The sequence below is a fragment of the Novosphingobium sp. BL-S-24 genome, from assembly GCF_055521575.1.
In genome coordinates, this window is record NZ_CM145487.1 from 841520 (window position 1) to 866524 (window position 25005).

Consider the following 25005-nt stretch of genomic DNA (forward strand, 5'->3'; position numbering starts at 1 on the left):
GGGATGCGCCACGCCGTGGCCGCAACTATCGGCGCCGCGTGTCCCTTGGAAACGCAATTTGGTTTCAAGGCAACTATCCCGAGGCTTACGAAAATAAGCCTCGGGATCTTGTTCAGGCGACCCCTGATGCCACGAACCATGAACGGAACACGCCTTCGCTTTCGGGGCCAAAGCGCAGTGGACCGCTGCGCGCAGCTGGGCTGGTAGCCTGATAGCCGACTTCCACTGAATTGAACCCGGCGGCTTCGAACAGCGATTTGTAATCCGTGGTCAGCGCGCCGCGCCAGTTCGGCTCGTTGTTGTACTGTGCTTCCAGTTCGCCCGAGAGTTCGACCCACGCATCGGTATTGTCGTGGAGCAAAGGCACTTCAAGATGGACCGCGACCCCGCCCGGACGCAGCAAGCGACGGCTTTCCGCGACGATCGCCAGACTGGCCGCCTGCGATGTTTCGTGGAACATCACGCAGCTGAATACGAGGTCGAAGCTGCCATCTTCGAAATCAGTGCTCTCGGCATTCTGCTGCGAGAAGTGGACGCCTGCCCCCAGATGTTCTGCCCGCGCATGGGCATAGCGAAGCATCGACGCGCCAACGTCGATCCCGTGTACTTCGGCCTCAGGAAAGCACTGCGCGGCGGGGACGGTGCTGGTGCCGATGCCGCAGCCCATGTCGAGGATACGCCGGGGGTTCAGATCGGGGAAGCGGGTCAGCACATGCGCCATCGCGGTCTGCCCGCGCAGGTCGTTGAGCATACCGCCGTTGCGACCCAGCATGTAGACTGCCCCGCCCCTGTCCATGACCGCGCCCTGCAGGATGGAGCCATCGTCATGGGCGTTGCCGCCCGGCATCAGGTGAATGTCACCCCGGGCGATGTAGTCCGGCACCGGGAAGGCGGGGTTCGTCCGCACCGAACCGAGCGGCATGGCTATGTCCGCCAGTTCCTCCAGACGATCGGCCTGCCGTTCCACGCTGGTGGCGACGCTGGCCCACAGCTGCCGCTGGGATTCGCGCTTCAGTGAAAGCCACGTCGCGAAGCTGGGATGCTCCGCCATGCGTGTGCGCAGCGCGCCGGCATCGTTGTTACCGCCTTCACCGCGAGCGCGTTGCTGTTCGGCCGCCGCGATCCGCGCCTGTACTGGCTCGATTTCGCCCATGACGTAGAGCTTCAGATCGCGGACGAAGAGCTGTTCGGCCAGTTCGTCATGGCTCGGAACCGCGATCAGCGGGTGGTCCATCTGTTCGCGGCGTTCGGACATCTGTTCGCTCATGCTTCGATCTCCTGCTGGTTCGGTTTTGCATCCAACGCCGCGAGTTCGGCCTGCGCCGCTTCACGCAAGGGGCGAAACACTTTGTCCAATGTCGCCCGCCGCAAACTTTCGCGTTGGGCGGCAGCCTGCGGATTGGGTTCGAATGCGTCAACAGCGCCTTCGGCCAACGCACCCCCGGCTGAGAGGAGCCGCTCGCACGCATCAAGCCTGGCGCGCATGACAGTCAGTTCGGACGTCAAGCTTACGATCATCGCCAGTAGTTGCTCGTCCATCGGCCTGCCGTTGTCGATCGCATCGAGGCGGTTGGGCGTGCGTGGCAGCATGGATCGTGTCATTCGGGCGTCGTTCCTCGTCAGCGTGGCGCGTGATCCTGCCGATATAGGGTCTCGGCCCGGTCGATGCGCACCTGAATGGAAATTCTATCGCCGGTCGGACATTTTTGTACCCCGAAGCCGCGCTACTCCTTACGCCACCCAGCGGATCGCATTTTCCAGCAGGCGGCGATAGTTGGCGTCGTCATATACCGAGGGCCCGTCGCCGGGCTGCAGGTACACCAGCTTGCTGTTCAGCGCCTGCCGCGTCCAGCCGATCAGGTTGCTGCCTTCCGCATGCTCCCAGCCGTCGCGGTCATACATCCGCCCTTGCACCGCGAGGCTGGCGGAAAAGAAGCCGTCCCGCGTGAACGGCATATCCGCCCGCAACAGGGGCGTGACATCCTTACTGAATACCTGCGCCAGATACGGCTCGTCGGTCAGCGTAAAGGTTTGCGGCAGGCCGGCCGTGACCGGATGGTCGCCCACGACCTGCGCCTCGTAGGTTACGCCGTGCGCGTAGCCGCTGTCGAGCACCGGCTGACCATGCAAGACCCCCGGCTTGTACAGGAACTGGCCGCCCAGCCAGTCATGATAATCACCCCAGGTCGGCCAACCCGCCAGGGCGTGGTGCAGGGCGACGACGCCCTTCCCCGCTCCCAACAGCGCGCGGAACCCCTCTGGCAACCCTTCCGGCGGATCGAGGTAAAGCGGCGCATCCTGCTCGGCTTCGAAATCGAGGCCCGGCATGTCGTACAGCACCAGCACGTCGAAGCCGCGCATCCCATCGGGGTTCATCAACCGCGCTGCTGCGGGCTGGTCCACCATGGTGGCGCTGATGCCGTCCATCGCCTGGAACATCGCGTCGAATGCAGTGCGGTCGAAAGGATGGCCGCGTACCGCCACCAGGCATTGCAGCGGCGCGCGGTGGCGGATGGCAGGCATCAGAGCTTTACCACGACCTTGCCGATGTTCTTGCCCGTCAACATTCGCTCGTATGCGATGAGCACGTTGTCGAGACCCTCCGTTTCGTCGAAACGCACGGACAGCTTGCCTTCATCCAGCCACGTGCGCAGCTGCGGCATGAATTCCGCGCCACGCTCCAGAAAGTCCGGGATGAAGAATCCCTCGATCCGCAGGCGACGCATCAGGACCTGATCGAATTGGGCGGGACCCGCCATCGGGGCATCGTTATCGTATCCCGCGATCATGCCGCATACGGCAACCCGGCCGTAGTGCGCCATGTTGCAAAGGACCGCGTCGAGGATCGGTCCGCCCACGTTATCGAAGAAGGCGTTGATACCGCCGGGAACTTCCGCGAGCCGCGCGGCAACATCCTCGTTGCGATAGTCGACGGCCATGTCGACGCCCAGTTCTTCGGTCAGGAAGCGGCACTTGTCCGCCCCGCCCGCGATGCCGACGACTTTCGCGCCAAGGTTCTTGCCGACCTGGCAGGCGAGACTGCCGGTAGCCCCCGCTGCAGCGGAGACCGCCAACCATTCACCTGCCTTGACCGCTGCCACTTCCTTGACGCCGACATACGCCGTCCAGGAATTGAGGCCCAGCGCGCCGAAGTGCTGGCGCGGATCGGCGACGGTATCGTCCACCACTTCCAGCCCGGTAAGCGCGGGGACGACGGTGGCGATATCGGCCCACTGACCAAAGCCGCGCACCAGCGCGCCTTCAGGATAGGCCGCATCGGCGCTGGCGATCACCCGGCCCAGCACCAGGCCGACCATTCTGGAACCCAGCGGCAGCGGCGGCTGATAGCCATCGGTGCGCGGGCTCATCCACATGCGCGTGCCCGCATCCATCGACAGCCACTCGACCGCGATGCGCACCTCGCCGTCCGCCAATGGCGGCAAACTGTCCTCATGCAGACTAAGGAAGCGGCCAAAATCGGTGTTGCCCTGGGGGTGGCTATCCAGGCGCCAGTATCGGCAGTTGGTCAATTCAGGTCTCCTCTTCCTGACCCTTGCCTGCGACGGCACGTCCGCCACCTGATTAAATTGCTAGGACTATCCGTTTGCACAGGACATTGGACCCGATTTCATGGTCTAGTTGTGCGCACAAGAAGAATGAAATCAGGGAGGGTTACTGAGGTGCGATTTACCAAAAGCATGCTGCTCGGCTCGACGGTGCTGGGCATCGCGTTGAGCGCCGCTCCGGCAATGGCGCAGGATACGGCGGCGGAAACGGCCACCACACCGCAGGCAGGCGGTCTTGGCGACATCATCGTGACCGCTCGTAAGCGCCAGGAAACGGTGCAGGACGTACCGGTTGCGGTGACGGCGATCTCGGCAGAGCAGATCGTCAACCGCGACGTCACCAGCGTTGAAAAGATCACCGCCATCGCGCCGCAGTTCAGTGTGGGCCGCGCATCGAACGGATCGGGCGCGCAGCTGACCTTGCGCGGCATCGGTTCGTCCTCCACCTCGATCGGTATCGAACAGTCGGTCGCCGTCGTCGTCGATGGCGCATACTACGGCCAGGGCCGCGTCATTCAGGAAGGTTTCTTCGACCTCGCCCGGGTTGAAGTGCTGAAAGGCCCGCAGGCCCTGTTCTTCGGAAAGAATGCGACCGCCGGCGTGATTTCGATCACCACTGCCGATCCGGGCGACAAGCCCGAATTCATGATCAAGGGCGGCTACGAGTTCAAGAGCGAGCAGTACCGCGTCGAAGGCTACGCCTCGATGCCGCTGACCGAAACGCTCGGCATTCGCCTTGCTGCGCGTTACACGAAGATGGAGGGCGGCTATTATCGCAACGTCGCCGATCCCATCACCTATACCGAGATCGACGCTGCCAGCATCCTCGCTGGCGGTACCGGTGATCCGACGTCACACATCGCCCAGCCAGCCGCCCGCAAAGCGCCGGGTGAAGAAGAATTCCTAGCGCGCGGCACCCTGAAGTGGGAGCCGACAGACAACCTGACCGTCAGCCTCAAGGGCACCGTCGATACCAGCACCGTCAACAACTCGTCGTGGAACTACGTCGCGTATCGTTGCGGCAACGGTTCGACCTCGCAGCTCAACGGCTATGCGTGCGGCAAGGATTTCGTCACGCACCAGAACAACATGCCGACAGACATCGCGGCGACCTATCCTTTCGCCAGGAAAGACGGCCAGCTTTACAACAAGTATCGCTCGGCCAGCGGCACGTTGAACATCACCTATGACGCCGACCTGCTGCAGGTATCGTCAGTCACCAACTATCAGTGGAACAACAACCGCTGGACTTGCGCATGCGACTTCCAGTCAAGCAACAGCGGGACTGGCCCCGGCGCCACCTGGGCGACCGAGAACTCGTCGTGGAAGGCATTCAGCCAGGAACTGCGCGCGCTCACCCAGCTCGACGGCCCGCTCAACCTGATGGTCGGCCTTCTGTATCAGAACACCAAGCGCGACTTCGAACAGTACGTGCTGACCGGCGGCGTATCCAACTCGGCCGCACCGGCGGGCTTTGAATATGTGACCACCGCCAAGACCAGCTTCACCAAGGGTGAAACGATGGCCGTGTTCGGGCAGCTGACCTACAAGATCCTGCCCGATCTGGAACTGGCCGGCGGTGCGCGCTACACGGATGAGACGAAGAACAGCTTCTTCACGCAGCCATACAATAACCCGCTGGTTCTGGGCATTTTCCGCGATCAGAACGATCCGGACGGCCTGGGCGTAGTCACCGCACGGCAGCACTTCCGCAACTGGTCGCCGGAAGCCACCCTGACCTGGAAGCCCACGCCTGATCTCATGATCTATGGCGCGTACAAGACCGCCTACAAGTCCGGCGGTTTCTCGAACGGCGGCATCAACTCCAAGTTCTCGACCGATCCCACGGCGGACCTTACGTTTGACCCGGAAAAGGCCGAGGGCTTTGAAATCGGCTTCAAGTCCACTCTGCTGTCGAACCAGCTGCGGTTCAACGTAACGGCGTTCAACTACAAGTATTCGAACCTGCAGGTGGACTTCTTCAACTCGCCCATCTTCGCGTTCCAGACCTTGACCGCTGATGCCCGCACCAAGGGTATCGAAGCTGAATTCCAGTTCGCCCCCAATGGCGTCCCCGGCTTCGACATCCACGGCTCGATCAACTACGACAAGGCGCGGTATACCGACTTCCCGCTGGCGCCGTGCTACGCTGGCCAGACCCCGGCGGAGGGCTGCAACCTGGTTGGCAATTCCCGCCAGAGCCTTGATGGTGCCCCGCTTTCCGTGGCGCCGCGCTGGACCGGAAACCTTGGCATCAGCTACGAAATGTCGGTCGGATCGTCCAACAAGCTGGGCTTCAACATCGACTCCAAGTATTCCGCCAGCTACCTTGCCTCGGGCTTCGGCAATCCGCTGTCGCGCCAGAGCAAGTACATAACGTTGGACGCGGGCATCCGCTTCGGCGCCGAAGACAACAACTGGCAGTTCGCCGTCATCGGCAAGAACCTGACCAACCAGTTCTATGTCACCGGCGTGGTCGATGGTCCGTCGACCGGCGGCGGCACCGGTACCCCGGCTGGCATCAAGGCCGACCAGCTCGGCTTTGGCACGCTGCCGCGCACAGTCATGGTGGAAGTGACGAAGCGCTTCTAAAGATCAACATAATCGGGTCGCAGGGAGGCGGGGCATGCAAATGCCTCGCCTCTTTTTATTGCGTGATCGCGCAATTTATCGCTTTTCCGCTGTTGGCGATCGGACTGCAAAGGGCTATCTTGGGGTATTCCGAATGAGGACGAACATACGTCCCGCGGCGAAAGGATCGTCTTTTCCATGAAGCCAACCCGCCTGCTTTCCGCTCTGCTGCTGTCCTGCACTCTCCCGCTCACGCTTTCGGCGGCCGATCGTGCTCCGAAGACCGCGCAATCCGTGGCGTCCGCGGGCATTGATGAGACGGCGATGGACAAGAGTGTGAAGCCGGGGGACGAGTTCTACCTGTTTTCCAACGGCGGCTGGCTTGCGCGGGCGACGATCCCGGCGGATCGCAGCCGCATCGGGTCACACACCGTTGCGGCCGACAAGACCGACAGCCAGCAGCTGCAGCTGATCCGGAAAGTCATCGCCGAAAAGCCGGCGGCGGGGACGGACAAGGCGCGGCTGCGCGATTACTGGCGTGCCTACCTTGATGTGAAGACCATCGACCAGGCGGGGATCGAACCTCTGCGCGCCGACCTGACCCGGTACAGTCGTATCACCGACAAGGCCGAACTCGTACGCGTGCTCGGCGACCAGACCGAGAGCGATGTCGATCTGTTCAATAACAACAACGACATGGCGACGGAAAACTTGTTCGGCTTGTTCATCACCAAGGCGCTGAAAAGCGACGATGTGGTTCCTTATGTGTTCCAGGGCGGTTTGGGACTGCCTGATCGCGAGTACTACCTGTCCGACGAGGCACGGATGGTCGCCTGGCGGGGGCAGTACAAGACATACATCGCCGAGTTGCTGCGCCATACAGGCATCGATCAACCCGAAGCCCGCGCCGCGCGGATCTTCGATCTGGAAACCAGGATTGCCAAAGCCCACGCCACCAAGTCGGAAACGGCGGACTTCGCCAACGGCGGCACGCTGTGGAGCCGAGCGGATTTCGCCAGCAAGGCCCCTGGCATGGATTGGGACGCCTATTTCACAGCAGCACGCATGCCGCGCCAGCAGATCTTCGATGCCTATAGCCCGTCGGCCATCACCGGGATCGCCGCACTCGTCGGATCGGAACCGCTGGATGCGTGGAAAGACTGGCTCGCGTTCCACCGCATCAACGCCAACACGGATGTGCTGACCCAGAAGATCGATGCGCTGCACTTCGGCTTCTATGAAACGACGCTGTCCGGCACGCCGCAGCAGCGCAGCCGCGAAAAACGGGCGCTGGCGTCGCTCAACAGCGATCTCGGCGATGCGTTCGGCAAGCTGTACGTAGAGGCACACTTCCCCGCTTCGGCGAAAGCGCAAGTCGCGGAGATGACGAAGCACATAAAGCATGCCTTCGCCCGCCGCGTCGATACGCTCGATTGGATGGCACCTGCCACCCGCAAGGAAGCGCGCGCAAAGCTGGACGCAATGGTCGTCAGCGTCGGCTATCCCGACCGCTGGCAGGATTATTCGATGGTCACGATCAAGCCGAACACGGCCTATGCCAATCGCATGTCGGCGATCCGCGGCCGCACGCTGCAGCAACTGGCGAAGCTGGGCAAACCGCAGGACCGTGCCGAGTGGTGGATGACGCCGCAGATGGTCAATGCGGTCAACCTCCCGGTCCAGAACGCGCTCAATTTCCCGGCCGCCATCCTGCAGCAGCCGTTCTTCGATCCCAAGGCAGACATCGCATCCAACTACGGCGCGATCGGTGCTGTGATCGGACACGAGATCAGCCACAGCTTTGATTCCAGCGGCGCGCTCGTCGATGCGAAGGGACTGCTGCGTAATTGGTGGACGGCTGAAGACCTCGCTCATTTTGAGCAGCAGAGCCAGGCACTCGTCGCGCAGTATGACGCATACACGCCGTTCCCCGACCTGCATCTCAACGGCAAGCTGGAACTGGGCGAAAACGGCGCGGACGTGGCGGGACTGGTGGCGGCCTACGACGCCTATCGTGAAGCCCTGAACGGCAAAGAGCTTCCCGTCGTGGATGGGTATACGGGAGACCAGCGCTTTTTCATCGCCTTCGCGCAGAGCTGGGCCAGCAAGCAGCGCGACGGGGCGTTGCGCCGTCAGGTGATCGGCAATGCCCACGCCCCCGGCCAGTACCGCGCATTGACGGTCCGCAATGTCGATGCGTGGCATGATGCGTTCGGCGTCAAGCCGGGCGACGCGCTGTATCTGCCCCCTGCTAAGCGCGTGCGCCTCTGGTGAGCAGTTGCGGGGATGGCGACGACGTGGTCGTCATCCCCGCGATTGGAATTCAGACGCCTTTCGGGGCGTGCTGGCGGTGGATGTTGCGGAACGAGCGGCTCTTGAACAGCCATTTGCCGCCCTCCTTCACGCACGTATCCTCGTATATGCCTCGATCGCGCATGGTGACGCCGTCCTGATCGTAGACTTCGGAGGTGTAGCTGCGCATGATCGCGCTATCGCCATTCACTTCGATCGAGCCCGGCCACGCTTCGAACATGATGCCGGGATATGCCTTCATGGCTTCCACCCACATCGTGACGATGGCATCGCGGCCTTTTGTGGTCCCAAGCTGCGGATAATCGGGCAGCGACCACTCCGCATCCTGCGCCCAGGTTTCGCCCCACGCCTGCGCATCCCGCCGCGTCACCGCGTCGGCGTAGGTTTCCAGCAACTCACGGATGGCGAGGCGATCCTCGAACGGGCCAGTGTACGGCATTTGCGCATTCTCCCAAAGTGTCACGCTTAGTATGATGCGATGCTAGAGCGGGCCGCGCCGAAGCGAACCTGTGCCTTATGGCAGGCCCTACAGCCCGACCGGCCTCTCGTCAGGCCCCGGCGCGGCATCGGGCACGGCCACTTCGATCATGCCGTTTTCGATGCGTAGTGGAAAAGCGCGAAGGTCTGCATAGGCACCACCGATGCAGCGTCCGGTCGCGGCTTCGAACCGTGCGCCGTGCAGCGGGCACATGATCGCGCCGCGTCGAACGCGGCCGGGTGACAGCAACGCCGCCTGATGCGTGCAGCGATCGTTCACGGCGCGGAAACCGTCGTCCGTCTTGATGACGAGCACGCTCCAGCCAGCCAGGCGAGAGGCGTATTTGCCTTCTTCAGGAAAGTCGCTCTCAGCGATCATTGGGTGATAGGTTTCAGTCATTTATGATTTGCGATCCGAAGGGGTCCGGTCAGATCCGGACCAATGTTTTGCCAATGGTCTGGCCGGACATCAAGTCGATGAAGGCTTGCGGCAGCGTTTCAAAGCCATCGCGCACGTTCGCCAGCGGACGCAGCTTGCCTTGCGCGGCCCATTCGTCAAGCTCGGCTTGGGCCTGCGCCAGTACATCGGGATAATCGAAGGTGATGAAGCCCTGCATCCTGATGCGATTGACGACCAGTTGCCATAGCGTTTTTACGCCATAAGGATGATCGGCGTCGTTGTACTGTCCAATCATGCCGCACACGGAAACACGACCATGCAGGCGCATCAGGGGCAGGATCGCCTCCAGCATTTCCCCGCCGACGTTATCGAAATAGACGTCTACGCCTTCTGGCGCCGCCTGGGCAATTTCCGCGGCGATGTCCGGCGTAGCGCGGTAATCGATTGCTGCATCGAAGCCGAGGTCGCGGATCACGTCCACTTTTTCCGGCGACCCGACGATGCCGATCACCCGGCAACCCTTGGCCTTGGCGATCTGCCCCACGGTCGATCCGGTTGCTCCAGCGGCGGCGCTGACAACCACTGTCTCCCCAGGCTTCGCCTCTCCCACCGCGAACAGGCCGACCCAGGCGGTCAGCCCCACCGGCCCCAACGCCCCCATGTAATGGTAGAGTTCAGTGCCCGGGCGCTGCTGCACCTTTTCCAGGCCCCAGCTTTCTCCCGACAGGACGTAGTGATCCTGCCATGTCGCAAAGGCACGAACGAACGTGCCTATCGGGTAATCCGCGTGATTGGACTGCACGACCTCGCCCAGCGACATGCCGTTGATCGGCGCGCCTATCGCGACTGGCTCTATATAGCTGGGCCGATCGTCCAGAAACCCGCGGATCGCTGGATCGACTGAGCCGACCCGCATGGCGACGAGAAACTCGCCCTCCCCCGGAACCGGCATGTCCGCTTCTGCCAGCGTGAAATCCTCAAGCACGGGCATTCCTTCCGGACGCCGTGCCAGCAATATCTGTCGTACCTTTCCCATCCGTCCTGCTTAGCGGCGTGAGAGAATGGCGAAAGGCTGGTCTAAACGCTAGGTTTGCTTGCCCCCCGCCTATGGTCAAACTCCCGCGCAAACACAGCGGAGCAGGATGAATGAGCATGACGCCTCAAGAGATGGCCGTTTTCGTCGATCGTCTGTACGAATCCTGCGGGGTCGGTGACTGGGAAACCGCCGAATCCATGCTGACTGACGATTTCGTCGCGCACGAATCGAATGCCCTGCCGATGGCCGGAGCCTTTCGCGGCAAGGGTGGTTTGCGCGAATTGTTCGGGACAGCGATGGGGCTGGTGGATGTCGCCGGGCTTGATCGCACCGATCTGGCGTTCGGCAACGACCGCGCGATCGCGATCCTGACGATGCGCTTTGCCGACCCATCGCTGGAGCCGGCGGAACTGTGCGAAATGTTCACGTTCCGCGATGGTCTGTGCTGCGAGATCAAGCCTTATTACTATGACCCGGGCGTATTCCACGCAGCGGCGGAGGCCAAGGCGAAAGCAGTCGCCTGACAGGCTTGGCGAGGTTACAACCGGCGGCATGAATAACGCCGCCTTGCCTGAAAATCCCGAAGCTGACTGGCCCTGGCGTTCGTGGGGGCTCGCCATACTCGGCGGTTTATGCGGCCTGCTGATCTTCTGGATCGGCCAGCCCGACCGCCCGCTGGCCAAGGGTGCCCACGCCGACTTTCGCGTGGCGGCGGCATCCTTCATCGGCACTGGCGCGCTGCTGTTCGCTTTCCTCGTCGAGCGTACGCGCGTTTTCTGGAGCGTGGCTTTCGCCATCGTCGGCGGATTGCTGCTGGCTTTTACGATATACTGGAACGGGCCGTTCGGCGGTGCCCGCGCCGACGAGCCTTGGCGTATCGCCTGCGCCTTGGTGACCGTCGCCATCGCCGCGCCGCTGTTCCAGACCTGGCGCGGCGAGCAGGTGGAAGGCCAGCCGTGGAACTGGTCGCTCCCGTATAAAGAAGCGTATCGTCATGTCTGGACCAACGTGGTGCTATGGCTGGCGGCATGGGCCTTCACCGGCGTCGTCTGGGCGATGGCGTTTCTGCTGGGTCAATTGTTCCGCTTGATCGGCATTCACTTCCTGAGTGATCTTCTGGGCAAGGAGTGGATGGCGCTAACCTTGACCGGGGCTGCGCTCGGTGCCGCCATCGGGCTGCTGCGCGATCGCGATCGTATTCTGGACGTGATTCAACGGGTCGTGACGACAGTGCTGGCCGTACTTGCGCCATTACTGGCCCTTGGACTGCTGCTTTTTCTGGTCGCGATTCCCTTCACCGGCCTGACACCGCTGTGGGATGCCACGCGATCGACCAGCCCGATACTGCTGACCTGTGTGGCAGGCGCGCTCTGTCTCCCCACGGTGGTGATCGGGGATCATGCCGGGCACGAAACGCGTAACCCGTTGATGCGCGCCAGCGTCGCCGTGCTGGGAATGGCCACACTGCCGCTGGGCATCATCGCCGCTGTTTCGACCGGCCTGCGCATCCAGCAATACGGACTGACGCCGGACCGCCTGTGGGCAACGATCTTCGCCGCCATCGCCTGCGCTTACGGCCTGGCCTATCTCGTCACGATCCTGCGGTGGAGACTTGTGGCCGCGCCGCACCTTCGCACAGCCAACATGCGACTGGCGATCGGACTTTGCGGTTTGGCGCTTCTCCTCGCGACCCCCATCATCAATTTCGGCGCGCTTTCCGCAGCGGATCAGGTCGCCCGGCTGAGTAGCGGCAGGGTTGCACCGGAAAAATTCGACTGGGTGGCGCTCCGTTTTGATTTCGGCCGTGCCGGGGAAGCACGTACCCGCGATCTGGCGCAAAGCGGTAGCTCTACGCAGATACGTCGCCTTGCCACCAAGGCGTTGAGCGCCAAGGATCGGTGGACGCTCCTCCCCACTTTCCCTCAGCGATCGTCGCCCCCGATCGACCGCTCCCGGCTTATCGTGCAACCGAGCGGCGCCCGCATTCCTGCGGCGCTGCTCGATCGGCTGGCTGAATACGACGCCTGCTTCACTGAAGGCCCCTGCCTGGTCCGCCTCGATCCCGGCGGAAAGGAAGCGCTGATCGTCACGTCAAGCCAGGCCCGAATCTGGCGCGGCAAGGACGGGGCATGGGCCGCCGTCAACAAAACGCCGCTCGTACGGGACAAGCCCATGGTCGAACGGATCGAGCGGGGCCTGAAGGCCGGACGCGTGGAGGTTCGGCCGGTTACTCGCCAACAGGTCTTCATCGACGGTGTGCCGGTGGGCGATGAGTTCGACTGAGCGAACATGCCCGATTTCCATCGGTAATCCGCATTTTTCGCGGAACACCCCGACCTCCCGGGCGCTTTGACCAGAGCCAATCGGAAACAATCGGGAAATACGCAATGACCACAGTGGCGCAAGTGATCGTCGAGACACTTGAGGCAGCCGGCGCACGCAGATGTTACGGCGTGCCTGGAGACACACTGAACCACATTACCGATGCTTTGTGCGAAAGCGGCATCCGGTGGGTGCATGTCCGCCATGAAGAAGCAGGCGGTTTCGCGGCAGGAGCCGACGCGTTGTTGACCGACGAACTGGCCCTATGCGCCGGTTCATGCGGACCGGGCAGCCTTCACTTCATCAACGGGCTGTTCGAATCCCATCGCAATCGCGCCCCGGTCGTGCTCATCGCCAGCCAGATCGTGCGTGACGAACTGGGCTTCGACTTCCCGCAGGAAGTTGATTTCAAGTCGGTCTACGAAAGCTGCTCCGTCTTTTGCGAGGAAATCCGCACGCCCGCCCAGGCGCGGCGCAAGACGGCCATGGCCGCGCAGGCAGCACTCGCCCGGCGCGGCGTCGCGGTGCTGATCGTACCTGCTGACGTTTCCAGCGCCAAGGCCCCGGACGAACCACCCTTCGCAGTGCATCGGGCCAATCCCGTGGTCCGCCCCTCTGACACAGAGTTGGACCGGATCGCCGCCGAACTCGGCAAAGGCGGCAAGGTCGCAATCTATGGCGGCTCTGGCTGTGAGCGCGCGCATGATCAAGTCGTCGCGCTGGCCACTGCATTGCAGGCGCCGGTCGCCCACACGTCGCGGGCCAAGGATTTCCTTGAGCACGGCAATCCTTTCAACGTCGGGATGACCGGGATATTCGGTGGAGAGGCGGGCTATCATGCCCTGATGGAGTGCGACACCCTCCTGCTTCTCGGCTGCGATTTCGCCTGGCGTCAGTTCTACCCATCCAAAGCGACGATCCTGCAGGTCGATCTGGATGGAACGCACCTTGGCCGTCGCCACCCGGTGGACGTGGGTGTCATAGGCGATATTGTCGCGACCCTCGACGCCCTTCTACCGCGCATCGCGCCTCGGACGGATCGCGCTTTTCTGGACGAGTGCCTCGACCATCGCGCAAAGATGGAAGAGCAGCAGGCAAAGCACGCCGATGTCGGCAAAGGCGGCGCGATCCATCCGCAATACCTGACCGAGCTGATTTCCCAACACGCGCCAGCCAATGCGATCATTACCGCCGACGCCGGATCGCCAATGGTCTGGTGCCTGCGTCACGTCGCATCCACTGGCCAGAACCGCACCGTCATCAGCCTTAGCCACGGGACCATGGCCAACGCCATGCCCCAGGCACTGGGCGCCAAGGCGGCGTTCCCCTCCCGCACCGTTATTTCCATGTCGGGCGACGGCGGGCTTGCGATGATGCTGGGCGATCTGCTGACCGCGGTTCAGGAAAATCTGCCAATCAAGGTCGTGGTGTTCAACAACAGCGCACTGGACTTCGTGGAAATAGAACAGAAAGTCGAAGGTCTGCTCGACGCCTACACAACTCTCGTCAATCCCGACTTCTCCAAAGTCGCGGAGGCGATGGGCTTCTGGGGGCAGCGGGTGGAACAGGCGCACGACCTTGACGCGGCGGTCCAGGCGTGGCTCGCCGCCCCCGGCCCGGCGCTGCTGGACGTCGTCACCGACAGGTTCGAACTGGTGATGCCGCCGAAGATTGAGGCCGGTCAGGTTGCGGGCATGGCGCTATACTCGGCGAAAGCGGTACTGGGCGGGCGCGGAAAAGACGTTGTGGGCATGTTCCGCAACTTGCTGTCATGAGCACGAAGCCCGGGCTGCTATCCGCCCTCACCCGCGATCATGCCCTGTCGCGCAACATTCTGCTGCTGATGGGACTGGCCGGGACCATCGCCGTCCTCGTGATCGGCCTTCGCCATCCGGGCGCGTTGTGGGCATTGATCCTGTTCGTCCCGCTACTGGTGCTCGCGGCCGTGGACTTGTCCCAAACGCACCACGCGTTGCGGCGCAATTACCCGGTTTCCGCCCGCTTCCGCTGGTTCTTCGAATGGCTGCGGCCATATCTGCGCGCCTACATCGTCGAAAGCGATCTGGACGGAAGGCCGTTCAGCCATGATGCCCGCTCGCTGGTCTATGCCCGCGCCAAGGGGGACGTATCGGCCCATCCGTTCGGCACCGAACTTGACGTCTATTCGGACGAGTACGAATGGCTCGCCCACAGCATGGCCCCATCCCAAACCGCACCGAAGGAAACCCGCGTGCGCGTGGGGACCGATCAGTGCTCGCAGCCCTATGACGCCGCGCGGCTCAATATCTCGGCGATGAGTTTCGGTTCGCTCGGTGCCAACGCGATCGAGGCGCTGAACCTGGGCGCCAAACATGGCGGCTTCTACCACGATACCGGCGAAGGCGGCCTGTCGCCCTATCATCTGAAGCACGGGGGCGACGTGGTATGGGAAATCGGCTCGGGCTATTTCGGCTGTCGCGATAAGGACGGCCGTTTTGATGCGGGCAATTTCGCGGAGCGTGCCGCTAACGATGCCGTGAAGATGACCGAGATCAAGCTGAGCCAGGGCGCGAAGCCCGGCCACGGCGGTCTCCTACCAAGTCCGAAGGTCACGCAGGAGATTGCCCAGACGCGTGATGTACCGGTTGGAGAGGACTGCCTGTCCCCCGCGTGGCACAGTGCCTTTTCGACTCCCATCGAACTCTTGGAATTCGCCGCCCGGATGCGTGACCTGTCCGGCGGCAAGCCGGTCGGCATAAAACTTTGCGTCGGCTATCCGCACGAGTTGTTCGCCGTCACCAAGGCCATGGTGGAAACGGGTATCCTCGTCGATTTCATCGTCATCGACGGGGCCGAAGGAGGCACCGGGGCAGCGCCAACCGAGCTGTCCGACCGGGTGGGCATGCCGCTGCGGGAAGGATTGATGCTGGCGCGCAATGCGCTGGTCGGCACCAATCTCAAGGGCAAGGTCAAACTGGCCGCTTCCGGCAAGGTGAGTTCCGGTGCCGATCTTGCTATGAACGCGGCGCTTGGGGCGGACTGGTGCAACGCGGCCCGCGCGTTCATGTTCTCGCTCGGCTGTGTGCAATCGATGCGCTGCCATACTGACACCTGCCCGACCGGCGTGGCGACCCAATCGCCTGCCCGACAGCGGGCATTGGTCGTGCCCGAGAAGGCCGAGCGGGTGGCCCGGTTCCAGCGCGCCACTCTGGACGCGCTGCATGACATCGTCGTTGCTTGCGGCCTGAATACACCGGATGAATTCACGCCCGACGGTCTGCGTCAACGCATCAGCGCAGTGGAAATGCGGTCGATGGATGAATTGTATCCGTTCGTGGAGCCGGGTGAACTGCTGGCCGGTCCGCGCGATGCGCGCCTGGCGCGCTGGTGGGCGCAAGCCGACCCGGCGTCCTTCAAGCGCCGCGTGGCTTGATGGACTCCGAGCCGCTCACTCGGTGGTGATGATGTAGTCGATCGGCTTGAACGTGCCTCCGTTGGAGGCATAGGCCGAGCATGCGGTCAGCCCGATAATGCAGTCCCGCGCGGCCCGCAGCTTGATGTAATCGCCCGCTTTGCTTGTCGGCGGCAAGACTTCAAGCTGGCCGGTGTCTTCCTTGACCGGCACGTTCATGAACAGATTGAAGGCCGTGGGAATGGCGTCCGGTTCGACGCCATAAGGCGCCAGCGCTTCTGCAAGATTGCCAAAGCAGCCCCGATGCACAGGCTTGTCGGGGTAGAAGTGGACGAATGTCGCATCGCTGCACGGGGTCAGCAGGAAATCGTGTCGACCGACCGTGTCATCGACGATTTCCAATAGGACGTTCGACCGGTTCGACCACAGCTTGTTGCCCGTGGTCAGCAGGATCGTTTCCTCGTAATCGAACGTGCGACCGTTCGAGATGACTTCGCGCACATCGTCGGCAGCGAACGCCAGCAGGTCCGAAACCTGGCATCCCAGCGGGTCGTAAACGGTAAGTATCTCTCCAGCATTCAGCCGAAACGCCGCGCCGCTGCGTGGTGGAATGGTCTGGCGTTCGCTCACGCACGGGGGTCCTTGAAAGGGCAATCCCAGTTCTCGCCGACAACCCGGCCACTATATTGCCGGGCCTCGCTGGAGTCACCGTGGCGCGAAAGCATCGGGTTGATGGAGCCCGCGATAGCGATGTCGCGTTCGAGAATACGCTCGCGCATGCGTTCGTATTTCCCTTCCTCGCGCAATCGTTCGAACTGCTCATGCAGATTGAAGACCATCACCGGCCTTGAAAACCGCCGCGCCGGACGCGACGCGTTCGGGTGCAATCCCACGACGAAGAAGGCGCATCCACCGAAGCTTAGGGAGAAATGCGGATCATCGGGATCGGAGCTGACGGTCACGTCATAGGGCTGTCCCAGCCATGCATCCTTGTCCGACAGCGACTGGATGCGTTCCCACATCGCCGCCTCGAATTCCTTCTCACTCAGATCGAACGGACCTTCGAACACCACTGCAAGACTGCGCAGGCCCTCCCGCTCGTCTTTATAGCTGTGGCTCCACGCGAGCAGTTCGCGGTGGATCACCACGTCGTTCCAGGCGCTGGTCAAATCCCGCGCCGGAACGACCTTCAGCATCCCCTTGGCCATCGCCGCCTTGGCGCCGACGCACGGAAACGACGGGTCGCGGATGTTCTCCAAGAACTCGTCTTCCAGACTTTCGATCATTTTGCCTTCTCCAGTCCGCACCAACGAACCGGGCTGCAAAAGGTGTCGCAGTTTTAGGAAGATAACGCCTAACCCAGATTAATCGGGGGTGGCTCAGGCTTTCTCCATGCCCGCGCGCTCCGCCATTTTAGCGCGGACCGCCGGAAACAGTTCGCGCCCGATGATCGCCGCGTCGTTATCATGATCGGGGCCGCGCAAGAGGAAACGGGTAACCCCAAGCCGGCGGTATTCCATCAGCGTATCGGCGATCTGGTCTGCCGTCCCGACCAGCACGCTGTTGTTGCCCCGGCCCCGGTAGGCCTGATTCAGGCCGGTCCACAGACAACGGTCCAGCCGGTCGCCTTCCTTGGCGCGGTCCATCAGCCGCTGCCACTGCTGCGCAGCGTGATTTTCGCGATCCGGCGCAGGACCGGCGATCTTTTCCATCGCTGCCTCGACTTTCGCCTGCAGCGCGCGGGCACGTTCCCATGCGGCATCCTCGGTCTCGCCAACGATGATGACCATGGTCATGAGGACCTTGATCGCGCGTTCGTGGCGAGCAGCGGCAGCATGGGCCTTTGCCGTCAGTTCGCCAACGCCCGCGAATGTGTCCCCCGCAAGCGCATAGACGTCGGCGCAACGCCCCGCCACGTCGAGCGCCAGGTCGGACGTGCCGCCGAAGTATACGGGTATCGCTCCACCGGCCGGACGGACGATGGCGTGTGCGCCGCGAAACGTGTAGAATTCCCCGTCATGATCGAAAGGTGCATCGCTCGCCCAGACGCGGCGCATCACCTCAACGTATTCGCCCGCCTGACGGTACCGCTCTTCCTTGGTGTTGAAGAGGCCATCGGCCTGCACTTCCCGATCATCTGCGCCAACGATGATGTGGACGGCCGCCCGGCCATTGCTCAGCCGGTCGATCGTCGCCAGATGCCGCGCCGCAAGGGTCGGCGGCATCACCCCCGGCCGATGCGCGAGCATAAAGCCGAGCCGCGAGGTCACGCTGGCCAGGTTGGCACCGATGACGAAGCTTTCCGGCATGATGGCCGTGTTGGCGATCAGCACGCGATCGTACCCGGCCGCTTCTTGCGCCAGCGCCGCGCGGTGAATATGCTCCGGGTCGAAATCCAGCGCAGACGGCGGTTCACCCGCCGCACTCGACGTATGGTTCACGATACCGACGAATTCCAGGTCCATGTCGTCTGCGGGGTGCATTGCTGAGTGTTCCGTTTCGCTGCACCTCCCGAGTCCGGAAGGCGTCCGTGTCGGTTCGATTGTCTGCATCAACAGCGCGATCGACCAGTAGATTTATGCGTTCAGTTATACAGAAAGCTGATAGGGCCAGTTATCGCGAAAACACATACCCCTATCAGTAATTCGATTGGCCCTGGCCCAACCCACCCTGCATCGTCCGTGATCGGCGAAAAGCGACGATGGGGACTGCACGATGTTGCGTTGGACGGGGATCGTATTGGCGGCATTAATCGGCTGCCTGGCTGTGTATCTGGCCATCTTGCGGCTCGGCTTCTTTAATCCTTCTTACGAAGACGTGAAAGCCGCACAGGCAACACCGCCGTCGAAATTCATCAAGATCGGCGATGTCAATGTACATTACCGCGATGAAGGCACGGGTCCCGTAGTCCTGATGCTGCATAGTTCGATGACGAATCTGCGGATCTGGGATGGATGGGCTGACCAGTTGAAGACGCGGTATCGCGTTGTACGCATGGATTGGCCTCCGTATGGCCTCACCGTCGACCCGAAACCTTCGCGCGGATCACGCGGCGTCGCCGAACTTGTCGAACAGTTCGTAGACAAGATGGATCTGCGCGACATCACGCTGGTCGGCAGTTCCAGCGGCGCGACCTTGTCGGTGCTCTACACCGCGCAGCATCCAGACCGTGTACGCGCTCTCGCGCTTTCCGCGCTGCCACTTGCCGCTCCTCCGCCGACCGAAGTGTCTCCGTGGACGGACTTTCTCGTGTGGACGCATGAAAATATCGTCCCGAACTACTACCCCCGCTATTTTTACAAGACGTCGCTGAGCCAATTGTACGGTACGCCTTCACGGTTGAAGCCTGAAACAGTGGACTGGTATTACCAGACCAACAACCTCGAAGGCGGCTACGCACGAGTACGCGAATACTATCAGGCCAACCTGAAGAGCTTGTGGAAGAGGGGCGCTGGCAAGGATGCTGCGCAAGTGCGCGTGCCCATCCTGCTGCAATGGGGCGACAAGGACATCGTCCTGCCAACGAACCTGGCCGACAAGGCCGTGAAGGACTTTGCAAACGCGCCGGTTCAGGTCATTCACTATCCCGACGTTGGCCATTACCCGATGCTGGAACTGCCGGAAAAGACAGGTCAGGACCTGATGGCCTTCATTGACAAGATCACCGCATCCAGCGCCAAGGCACCGACCCAACCGGCGATGTCCCGCTAAGGATATCGCAGGCCGGCGAATTGTTCAGGCGCTGCCGGCCTTTGCGTGACCTGTTCCGAACGCTGCGCGCAACATCTGCATGAATGCGCGCTCGTTCGGTGACGGCTTCGCTTCCGTACGGCGGAACAGCCCGGCGGGTCGGCTATAGGCGGGCACCTGGAGATCGAGCCGGATCAGGCGACCTTCGGCAATTTCCTTCTGGAACGCGCCAACATCGCCCAAGGAAATAAAGTCGCCTCCCAACAGGCAGCTTTTGGTTATGAGCAGTGACGAAGTACGCAGCAAATCCTGCGGTGGTGAGACCCCGGCGCGTGTAAACATCGATGCCCAGCCTTCCATGATCAAGGCATTGTCGGATACGATCCAGCGGCCTTTGGACAGAAGCGCGACATCGGCGACTTCTCCTTTCTTCAGGCCTTTCAACAGTGAATGCTCCGGCCGCAGGAGGATGCTGGCGGGTTCGTTGACAAGCGGCTCAAATGTTACATCCCGGCAATCCAGATAAGGAGCGCGTGACCCGAGGGCAAAGGACAGGCGACCTTCTCGCACCGCGTCCAGCAATTCGTGCAGCATGCCCTCTCGCACATGCAATTGCACTTCGGGGTAGCGTTCCGCCATGTCGCAAATCGCTTTTGGCAGCGCCTGCATCGCAAACGATGCTTCCGCCCCGATCGAGATGGCGGCCGCACGACGCCCGCGGATCGCATCGATCGTGGCGACGGCCCGATCCCGCTCGCTGAGGATCACGCGTGCATGTGGCAGCAGTTCATGCCCCACGGTAGTCAGCTCGATACCACGTGGCCCCCTATCGAATAGACGTGCATCAAGAAATTCTTCCAGCAGCTGAATACTGCGCGTCAAGGAAGGCTGCGAAACGCTGAGAACCTCCGACGCTCTGTTGAAGCTGCCAAGATCCGCAACGGACACAAATCTTCGCAGTTGTTTAAGGTCCATGTTGCCATTCCATTGCTGCATCCCGGCGTTTTGCCAGCTTATAGCATAAACGCATAAGTCCAAGGATAATTCGTCTGGCCTATCACTGGTTAGTTCTCAATCCTGCGTCCCAATAGATCACGCATCGAAGTCATCACGATCACCAGACGTTTGATGATGCTGAAATAGATGTGACGTTCCCGGGCGCCTGATCAGCCAGTCCACTCAACGTCGCGGCAGTAGAGTCCACACGATATCAATAATTCAAGAACGTGTGTCGCAGGAAGAACAAGAACAACACGTCAAACATGAGGATAGACCCATGAACCGGCTGAAATCAAAGGCGTTGACCACGACCAGTCTCATCTGCTGTACAATGGCATTGCTGGCCGCACAGCCTGCCGTGGCTCAAGAAAGTTCGGATGGGTTCGGCGGCAATCTTGCCCCGGGCGAAATCCTGGTGACCGCCAAAAGCCGCGTGGAAAAGCTTCAGGACGTACCTCTTTCGATCACCGCTCTATCGTCAGACGATCTGCGCAATGCTCAAATCAGGGACATCAACGATCTGCAGCGCGTAACGCCCAACCTCAGCATCTTCACCGGCACCGGCCGCAACGAGCCCACCGCGTGGTCGGTACGCGGGTTATCCGCCAACACGTCGGACGAGCGGCATCAGGGCATTTCGTTCTTCCTCGATGGCGTACCGCTTTCGGGGCAGCTGGCCTCGCTCGACATGGAAAACATCGAGCGGGTCGAAGTGATCAAGGGGCCGCAAAGCGCCACTTTCGGCCGCGCCACATACAGCGGGGCGGTCAACTTCATCACCCAGGAACCGACCGCTGACACCATCACCGGGTCCGGCCGGGTTCGGGCCAGCTTCACCAAAGGGACCAACGAGCCGAGCTATTTCTACAACGCGTCAATCACCGCGCCATTGGTGCAGGACCATCTTTGGTTGAGCGCGGCAGCAACCACGCTGCGCAACGGTAAGCTGACCCGCGCTACGGATACCGGCCGCCCGATCGGACGCGAACGGTCGGACATTGCGACGGCAACCCTGTTCTGGCGGCCCGATCCCACGTTTTCAGTAAGGTTGCGCGGTCACTACAGCCATGATCGCGACACGGTGCCCGCGCAGGTCATCCAGACTCCGCGTGATTGGGTTACCGCCGGAATCGATCTGGTGACACTGCCGCGCGGAAACGGATCATTCCTTCCCGAAACGATGCCGGACGCCGACTATGATCTCGTCGCTGACAAGGGACGCAAGGGCACCAAACGCGATCGCTATTTCGGATCGGCCATCGTGTCCAAAGAGCTGGGCGACTATACGATTACCTATCGCGGGGGTTACTTCAAAAGCCGTGAATTCCGGGACAATCCCAGCTTCATGCGCGCATCGCGACCCGGGCAGGACCCGATCTATGGCGACCTGATCGGACGAACACCGCCGGTCGTAACCGTCACCGCCATCGCTGACAGCTTCAGCGAATCGCGTGAAGAATTCCAGAACACCAGCCACCAGATCGAAATTCTGTCGCCCGGAGCCTCTTCCCTGCGCTGGCGGGTTGGCGCCTATTACTTCTGGGAAGAGAACGTCTTCGAACTGCTACGCTTCGCCACGCCAGCTAACCCGACCGGACTGGTCGCCAAGCTATCAGTGTCGAACATAGCCGGGTTTGGTGGCTTCGACTGGGACATCGTCCCCGATCTCACCCTGAGCGGCGAAGCGCGTTACGCCCGCGAAGAACAGATCTATCCGGTGTGCACGACGTGCGCGATCCCTAACAATACGAAGGGCAAGCGCGCCGCGAATACCTTCTCACCTCGCGTGACGTTGAGCTACCGCATCACGCCGGAGAACATGATCTACGCGCTGTATTCGAACGGCGTGAAAAGCGGGCGCTTCTCCAACGCGACACCGCCAGGGCAGCCGCAGACACTGATCTACGCCCGGCCTGAGAAGCTGGACAACTATGAATTCGGGACGAAAAACGCATTTTTCGACAACCGGATGATCTTCAACCTTACCGGCTTCTTCAACAGGGTCACCAATCAGCAGATCACCAGCTCTACTCCCTATGTGGTCAACGGAGCGACCAGCTTCGTTACGGCAACCAACAATATCGGCGCATCGGATATCTGGGGATTCGAAGCGGAATCGCGGTTGGCCATCACCAAAAGCTTCTCGCTGACGGGGACGCTGGGATACGCGAAGCAGAAGTTCACCAATGCCGATCCCGTCATCCTGGCAGCCAGTTCGTCAGTCGGATTCCCGCCAAGCGCGGACGGTTCGATCATCATGAAAGGCAAGACGCAGGCCAACGTGCCGTGGTGGAACGGCAATATCGGCGCGGAGTATGCCGTGCCGATGGACACCGGCGATCTCACCTTCCGCGCTGACGCCGCCTATCGCGGGAAGTTCTATGCCGACACCGCCAATCTCGTGACCGTTCGTTCTTCCTGGACGCTCAACACGCGAATCGCCTGGACGACCCCGGCGGTCGACTTCGCGCTGTTCGGCCGGAACCTCCTGAACAACCGGCGCACGATGGGCGCGGGGCTTGCCGGCGGCACCACCACATGCGGCTTTATCGAGACCAATACGGCCTTCTATGGCTCCAACCAGCAGTGCCTCCACGCCACCCCCCGTCGCCCGCTTGAGGTCGGTTTCGAAATGGGCGTGCGGTTCTGATCGATCTGGCCTGCGCGTGCCGTCCGAAGCCCGCGCAGGCTAACTACGTCTGCGAAGCCATCTGTCGGCACATCATGGTCGAGAATGCGACCATCAGGAGAACATCGTGGCTTCATTGTCTGCCCCGGCCATGACCGCGCCGCCGCCCGTCTCGTCCGGGAAACAGGCGTGGCGCATCAGGATCGGCTCGCTCTGCATCCCACTCGCTCATGCGGCAGGGCAAAACGTCGTCACCGTACTCGGCCTGCGGTTCATGACCGACAGCCTTGCCATTTCGGCCGGAACGGCGGGCCTGATCTTCGCCCTCGTCAAGATTTACGACGGGTTTCTCGACCCCACCGTCGGCGCGTGGAGCGATCGGTCACGATCACGGTGGGGGCGACGGTTGCCGTTCCTGTTTGCCGGTGGCTTAGCCATGCCTCTCGGCGTGGTGATGCTGTTCGGCGCGCCCGACTTTCAGTCGATACTGCTGACCGAGATATTTGTGGCGTTGGCCTTGGCCATCCATGCGTCCGGCTACACGCTGATGACCATTCCCGGTTTCGCGATGGTCGTCGAAAGCTCGACCGATCCCACCGAACGCGCGCGGCTGATGGCGTGGCGCACGTATGGAAATGCGATCGGTGCGCTGCTCGGGTCCACTCTGCCAACGTGGATGCTGGGGATGATCGGGCCAAGCCGACAAAGCCACTTGCTGCTGGCAATCCTTGTCGGCGCGATCGTTTTTGTCGCCACGTTCGCTGCCGTCCGCCTGTTGAAGGACGCGCCTCGCACCGTGCCGCCCGCCGCCACCGCAAAGCGCCCGCGGTTCGACGTATGGCGCCAGTTCGTGGTCGTCTGGGCCAATCGACCGTTTCGTGTGCTGGCGATCGCCCACGTATTCCTGCTTTTCGGGACGGTGATCGGATCCGCGAGCTTTGCCTATTTCACGCGATTCGTTCTGAATGTCGGCGATCAGGTGCTGGGCACTTATTTCATGCTGACCACCGTGGCGATGGTGTTCTCGATGCCGATGTGGGTCTTCGCATCGCGTCATCTGGGTCGGCGCGCGTGCTACATGATTGCCTTGGCGGTCTATGGATCGACGCACCTGTCGTGGCTTCTGGCCGGGCCGGGGGAAAGTCTGCTCGGCATCGGCGCGCGCGCCGTGATCGGCGGCCTTGCCGGAGGCGGGATGATCCTCTGCGCCTACGCCCTGCTTTCCGATGCCGTTCGCTTTGATTTCGTGCGGAGTGGCGAGCGCCGCGAGGGGGCTTTTGCCGGCATCACGACGCTGCTGGACAAGCTGTCCTCTGCCGCATCGCTTGCCGCGCTGGGCGCGTTTCTGTCGGTGATGGGATATGTTTCGTCAGGCAATGGGGCGGTCGGCAAGCAAGGACCGGAAGCGATTCGCGCGATCATGCTTTGCGAATCGGTCATCCCTGCCCTGGCGATGGCCGGTGCGCTGCTGACAATGTGCTTCTACAAGCTGGACGCCGACGAACTCGCCGCGGCAGAGCGCCACGACGAAGCGATACCTTCCACCGAAAGTGCTGTCGACCCCGCCGCCGATCCCGCTGGTGCGATCACCTGACAAATGGGTAGACCGCC

Annotated in this window: 20 protein-coding genes; 9 read left to right on the forward strand and 11 right to left on the reverse strand. The window is 61.9% G+C overall.

Going from position 1 to position 25005, the window contains the following annotated elements:
• Positions 1-112: 112 nt before the first annotated feature.
• The 4 genes from ACZ1JM_RS03795 to ACZ1JM_RS03810 form a co-directional block, all read right to left on the reverse strand.
• Entirely contained in the window at positions 113-1267 is a 1155-nt protein-coding gene (locus ACZ1JM_RS03795) for a class I SAM-dependent methyltransferase (protein WP_465131800.1), read from the reverse strand.
• Positions 1264-1602, reverse strand: coding sequence for a hypothetical protein (locus ACZ1JM_RS03800; protein ID WP_465131801.1), 339 nt, complete (start codon positions 1600-1602; stop codon positions 1264-1266). Before ACZ1JM_RS03800 ends, ACZ1JM_RS03795 begins: the two co-directional genes overlap by 4 nt.
• Before the next feature lie 129 nt (positions 1603-1731).
• Complete coding sequence (locus ACZ1JM_RS03805; RefSeq protein WP_465131802.1) at positions 1732-2523, reverse strand: ThuA domain-containing protein; 792 nt, start codon at positions 2521-2523, stop codon at positions 1732-1734.
• Positions 2523-3530, reverse strand: coding sequence for an NADP-dependent oxidoreductase (locus tag ACZ1JM_RS03810; RefSeq protein WP_465131803.1), 1008 nt, complete (start codon positions 3528-3530; stop codon positions 2523-2525). Before ACZ1JM_RS03810 ends, ACZ1JM_RS03805 begins: the two co-directional genes overlap by 1 nt.
• Before the next feature lie 150 nt (positions 3531-3680).
• On the opposite strand from ACZ1JM_RS03810, the gene ACZ1JM_RS03815 reads away from it, so the two are divergent.
• Positions 3681-6158, forward strand: coding sequence for a TonB-dependent receptor (locus tag ACZ1JM_RS03815; RefSeq protein WP_465131804.1), 2478 nt, complete (start codon positions 3681-3683; stop codon positions 6156-6158).
• Positions 6159-6335: 177 nt separating this feature from the next.
• Positions 6336-8411, forward strand: a complete 2076-nt coding sequence (locus ACZ1JM_RS03820) for a M13 family metallopeptidase (protein WP_465131805.1) — start codon at positions 6336-6338, stop codon at positions 8409-8411.
• Positions 8412-8460: 49 nt separating this feature from the next.
• Here ACZ1JM_RS03820 and ACZ1JM_RS03825 read toward each other — a convergent pair whose 3' ends face one another.
• From ACZ1JM_RS03825 to ACZ1JM_RS03835, 3 genes are all read right to left on the reverse strand, one after another.
• On the reverse strand, positions 8461-8889 hold the full coding sequence (locus tag ACZ1JM_RS03825; protein ID WP_465131806.1) for a nuclear transport factor 2 family protein: 429 nt from the start codon (positions 8887-8889) through the stop codon (positions 8461-8463).
• 87 nt (positions 8890-8976) lie between these two features.
• Entirely contained in the window at positions 8977-9327 is a 351-nt protein-coding gene (locus tag ACZ1JM_RS03830; RefSeq protein ID WP_465131807.1) for a Rieske (2Fe-2S) protein, read from the reverse strand.
• Positions 9328-9355: 28 nt separating this feature from the next.
• A complete protein-coding gene (locus tag ACZ1JM_RS03835) occupies positions 9356-10363 on the reverse strand; it encodes an NADP-dependent oxidoreductase (RefSeq protein WP_465131808.1) in 1008 nt (335 codons plus the stop codon).
• A gap of 110 nt (positions 10364-10473) precedes the next feature.
• Here ACZ1JM_RS03835 and ACZ1JM_RS03840 point away from each other — a divergent pair, with 110 nt between their 5' ends.
• From ACZ1JM_RS03840 to ACZ1JM_RS03855, 4 genes are all read left to right on the forward strand, one after another.
• Positions 10474-10887, forward strand: a complete 414-nt coding sequence (locus ACZ1JM_RS03840) for a nuclear transport factor 2 family protein (protein ID WP_465131809.1) — start codon at positions 10474-10476, stop codon at positions 10885-10887.
• A 28-nt stretch (positions 10888-10915) separates the two neighbouring features.
• Entirely contained in the window at positions 10916-12646 is a 1731-nt protein-coding gene (locus tag ACZ1JM_RS03845) for a DUF4153 domain-containing protein (RefSeq protein WP_465131810.1), read from the forward strand.
• Positions 12647-12750: 104 nt separating this feature from the next.
• Complete coding sequence (locus ACZ1JM_RS03850; protein ID WP_465131811.1) at positions 12751-14460, forward strand: thiamine pyrophosphate-dependent enzyme; 1710 nt, start codon at positions 12751-12753, stop codon at positions 14458-14460.
• A complete protein-coding gene (locus ACZ1JM_RS03855; protein WP_465131812.1) occupies positions 14457-16097 on the forward strand; it encodes an FMN-binding glutamate synthase family protein in 1641 nt (546 codons plus the stop codon). The genes ACZ1JM_RS03850 and ACZ1JM_RS03855 overlap by 4 nt, the downstream gene beginning before the upstream one ends.
• 15 nt (positions 16098-16112) lie before the next feature.
• On the opposite strand, the gene ACZ1JM_RS03860 is transcribed toward ACZ1JM_RS03855, so the two are convergent.
• The 3 genes from ACZ1JM_RS03860 to ACZ1JM_RS03870 all read right to left on the reverse strand — a co-directional run bounded on the left by ACZ1JM_RS03860 (position 16113) and on the right by ACZ1JM_RS03870 (position 18541).
• The gene (locus tag ACZ1JM_RS03860; protein ID WP_465131813.1) at positions 16113-16706 is read right to left on the reverse strand and encodes a DUF1989 domain-containing protein; all 594 of its coding nucleotides are present in this window, start codon (positions 16704-16706) and stop codon (positions 16113-16115) included.
• Positions 16703-17362: a guanitoxin biosynthesis heme-dependent pre-guanitoxin N-hydroxylase GntA gene (gntA, locus tag ACZ1JM_RS03865; RefSeq protein ID WP_465131814.1), complete on the reverse strand. Its 660-nt coding sequence runs from the start codon at positions 17360-17362 to the stop codon at positions 16703-16705. The genes ACZ1JM_RS03860 and gntA overlap by 4 nt, the downstream gene beginning before the upstream one ends.
• A 93-nt stretch (positions 17363-17455) precedes the next feature.
• Positions 17456-18541 (reverse strand): LLM class flavin-dependent oxidoreductase, encoded by a 1086-nt coding sequence (locus ACZ1JM_RS03870; protein WP_465131815.1) that lies wholly within the window; start codon positions 18539-18541, stop codon positions 17456-17458.
• Positions 18542-18791: 250 nt separating this feature from the next.
• Between ACZ1JM_RS03870 and ACZ1JM_RS03875 the strand changes: the two genes are divergently transcribed.
• Positions 18792-19787, forward strand: coding sequence for an alpha/beta fold hydrolase (locus ACZ1JM_RS03875; protein ID WP_465131816.1), 996 nt, complete (start codon positions 18792-18794; stop codon positions 19785-19787).
• 24 nt (positions 19788-19811) lie between these two features.
• Here the strand turns inward: ACZ1JM_RS03875 and ACZ1JM_RS03880 are convergent, their stop codons facing one another.
• Positions 19812-20762, reverse strand: coding sequence for a LysR family transcriptional regulator (locus ACZ1JM_RS03880; RefSeq protein ID WP_465131817.1), 951 nt, complete (start codon positions 20760-20762; stop codon positions 19812-19814).
• 280 nt (positions 20763-21042) lie between these two features.
• On the opposite strand from ACZ1JM_RS03880, the gene ACZ1JM_RS03885 reads away from it, so the two are divergent.
• Positions 21043-23415 carry a TonB-dependent receptor gene (locus ACZ1JM_RS03885; RefSeq protein ID WP_465131818.1) on the forward strand — a complete coding sequence of 791 codons (2373 nt, stop codon included), beginning with the start codon at positions 21043-21045 and terminating at the stop codon, positions 23413-23415.
• A gap of 106 nt (positions 23416-23521) precedes the next feature.
• Positions 23522-24988: an MFS transporter gene (locus ACZ1JM_RS03890; protein WP_465131819.1), complete on the forward strand. Its 1467-nt coding sequence runs from the start codon at positions 23522-23524 to the stop codon at positions 24986-24988.
• Positions 24989-25005 lie beyond the last annotated feature (17 nt).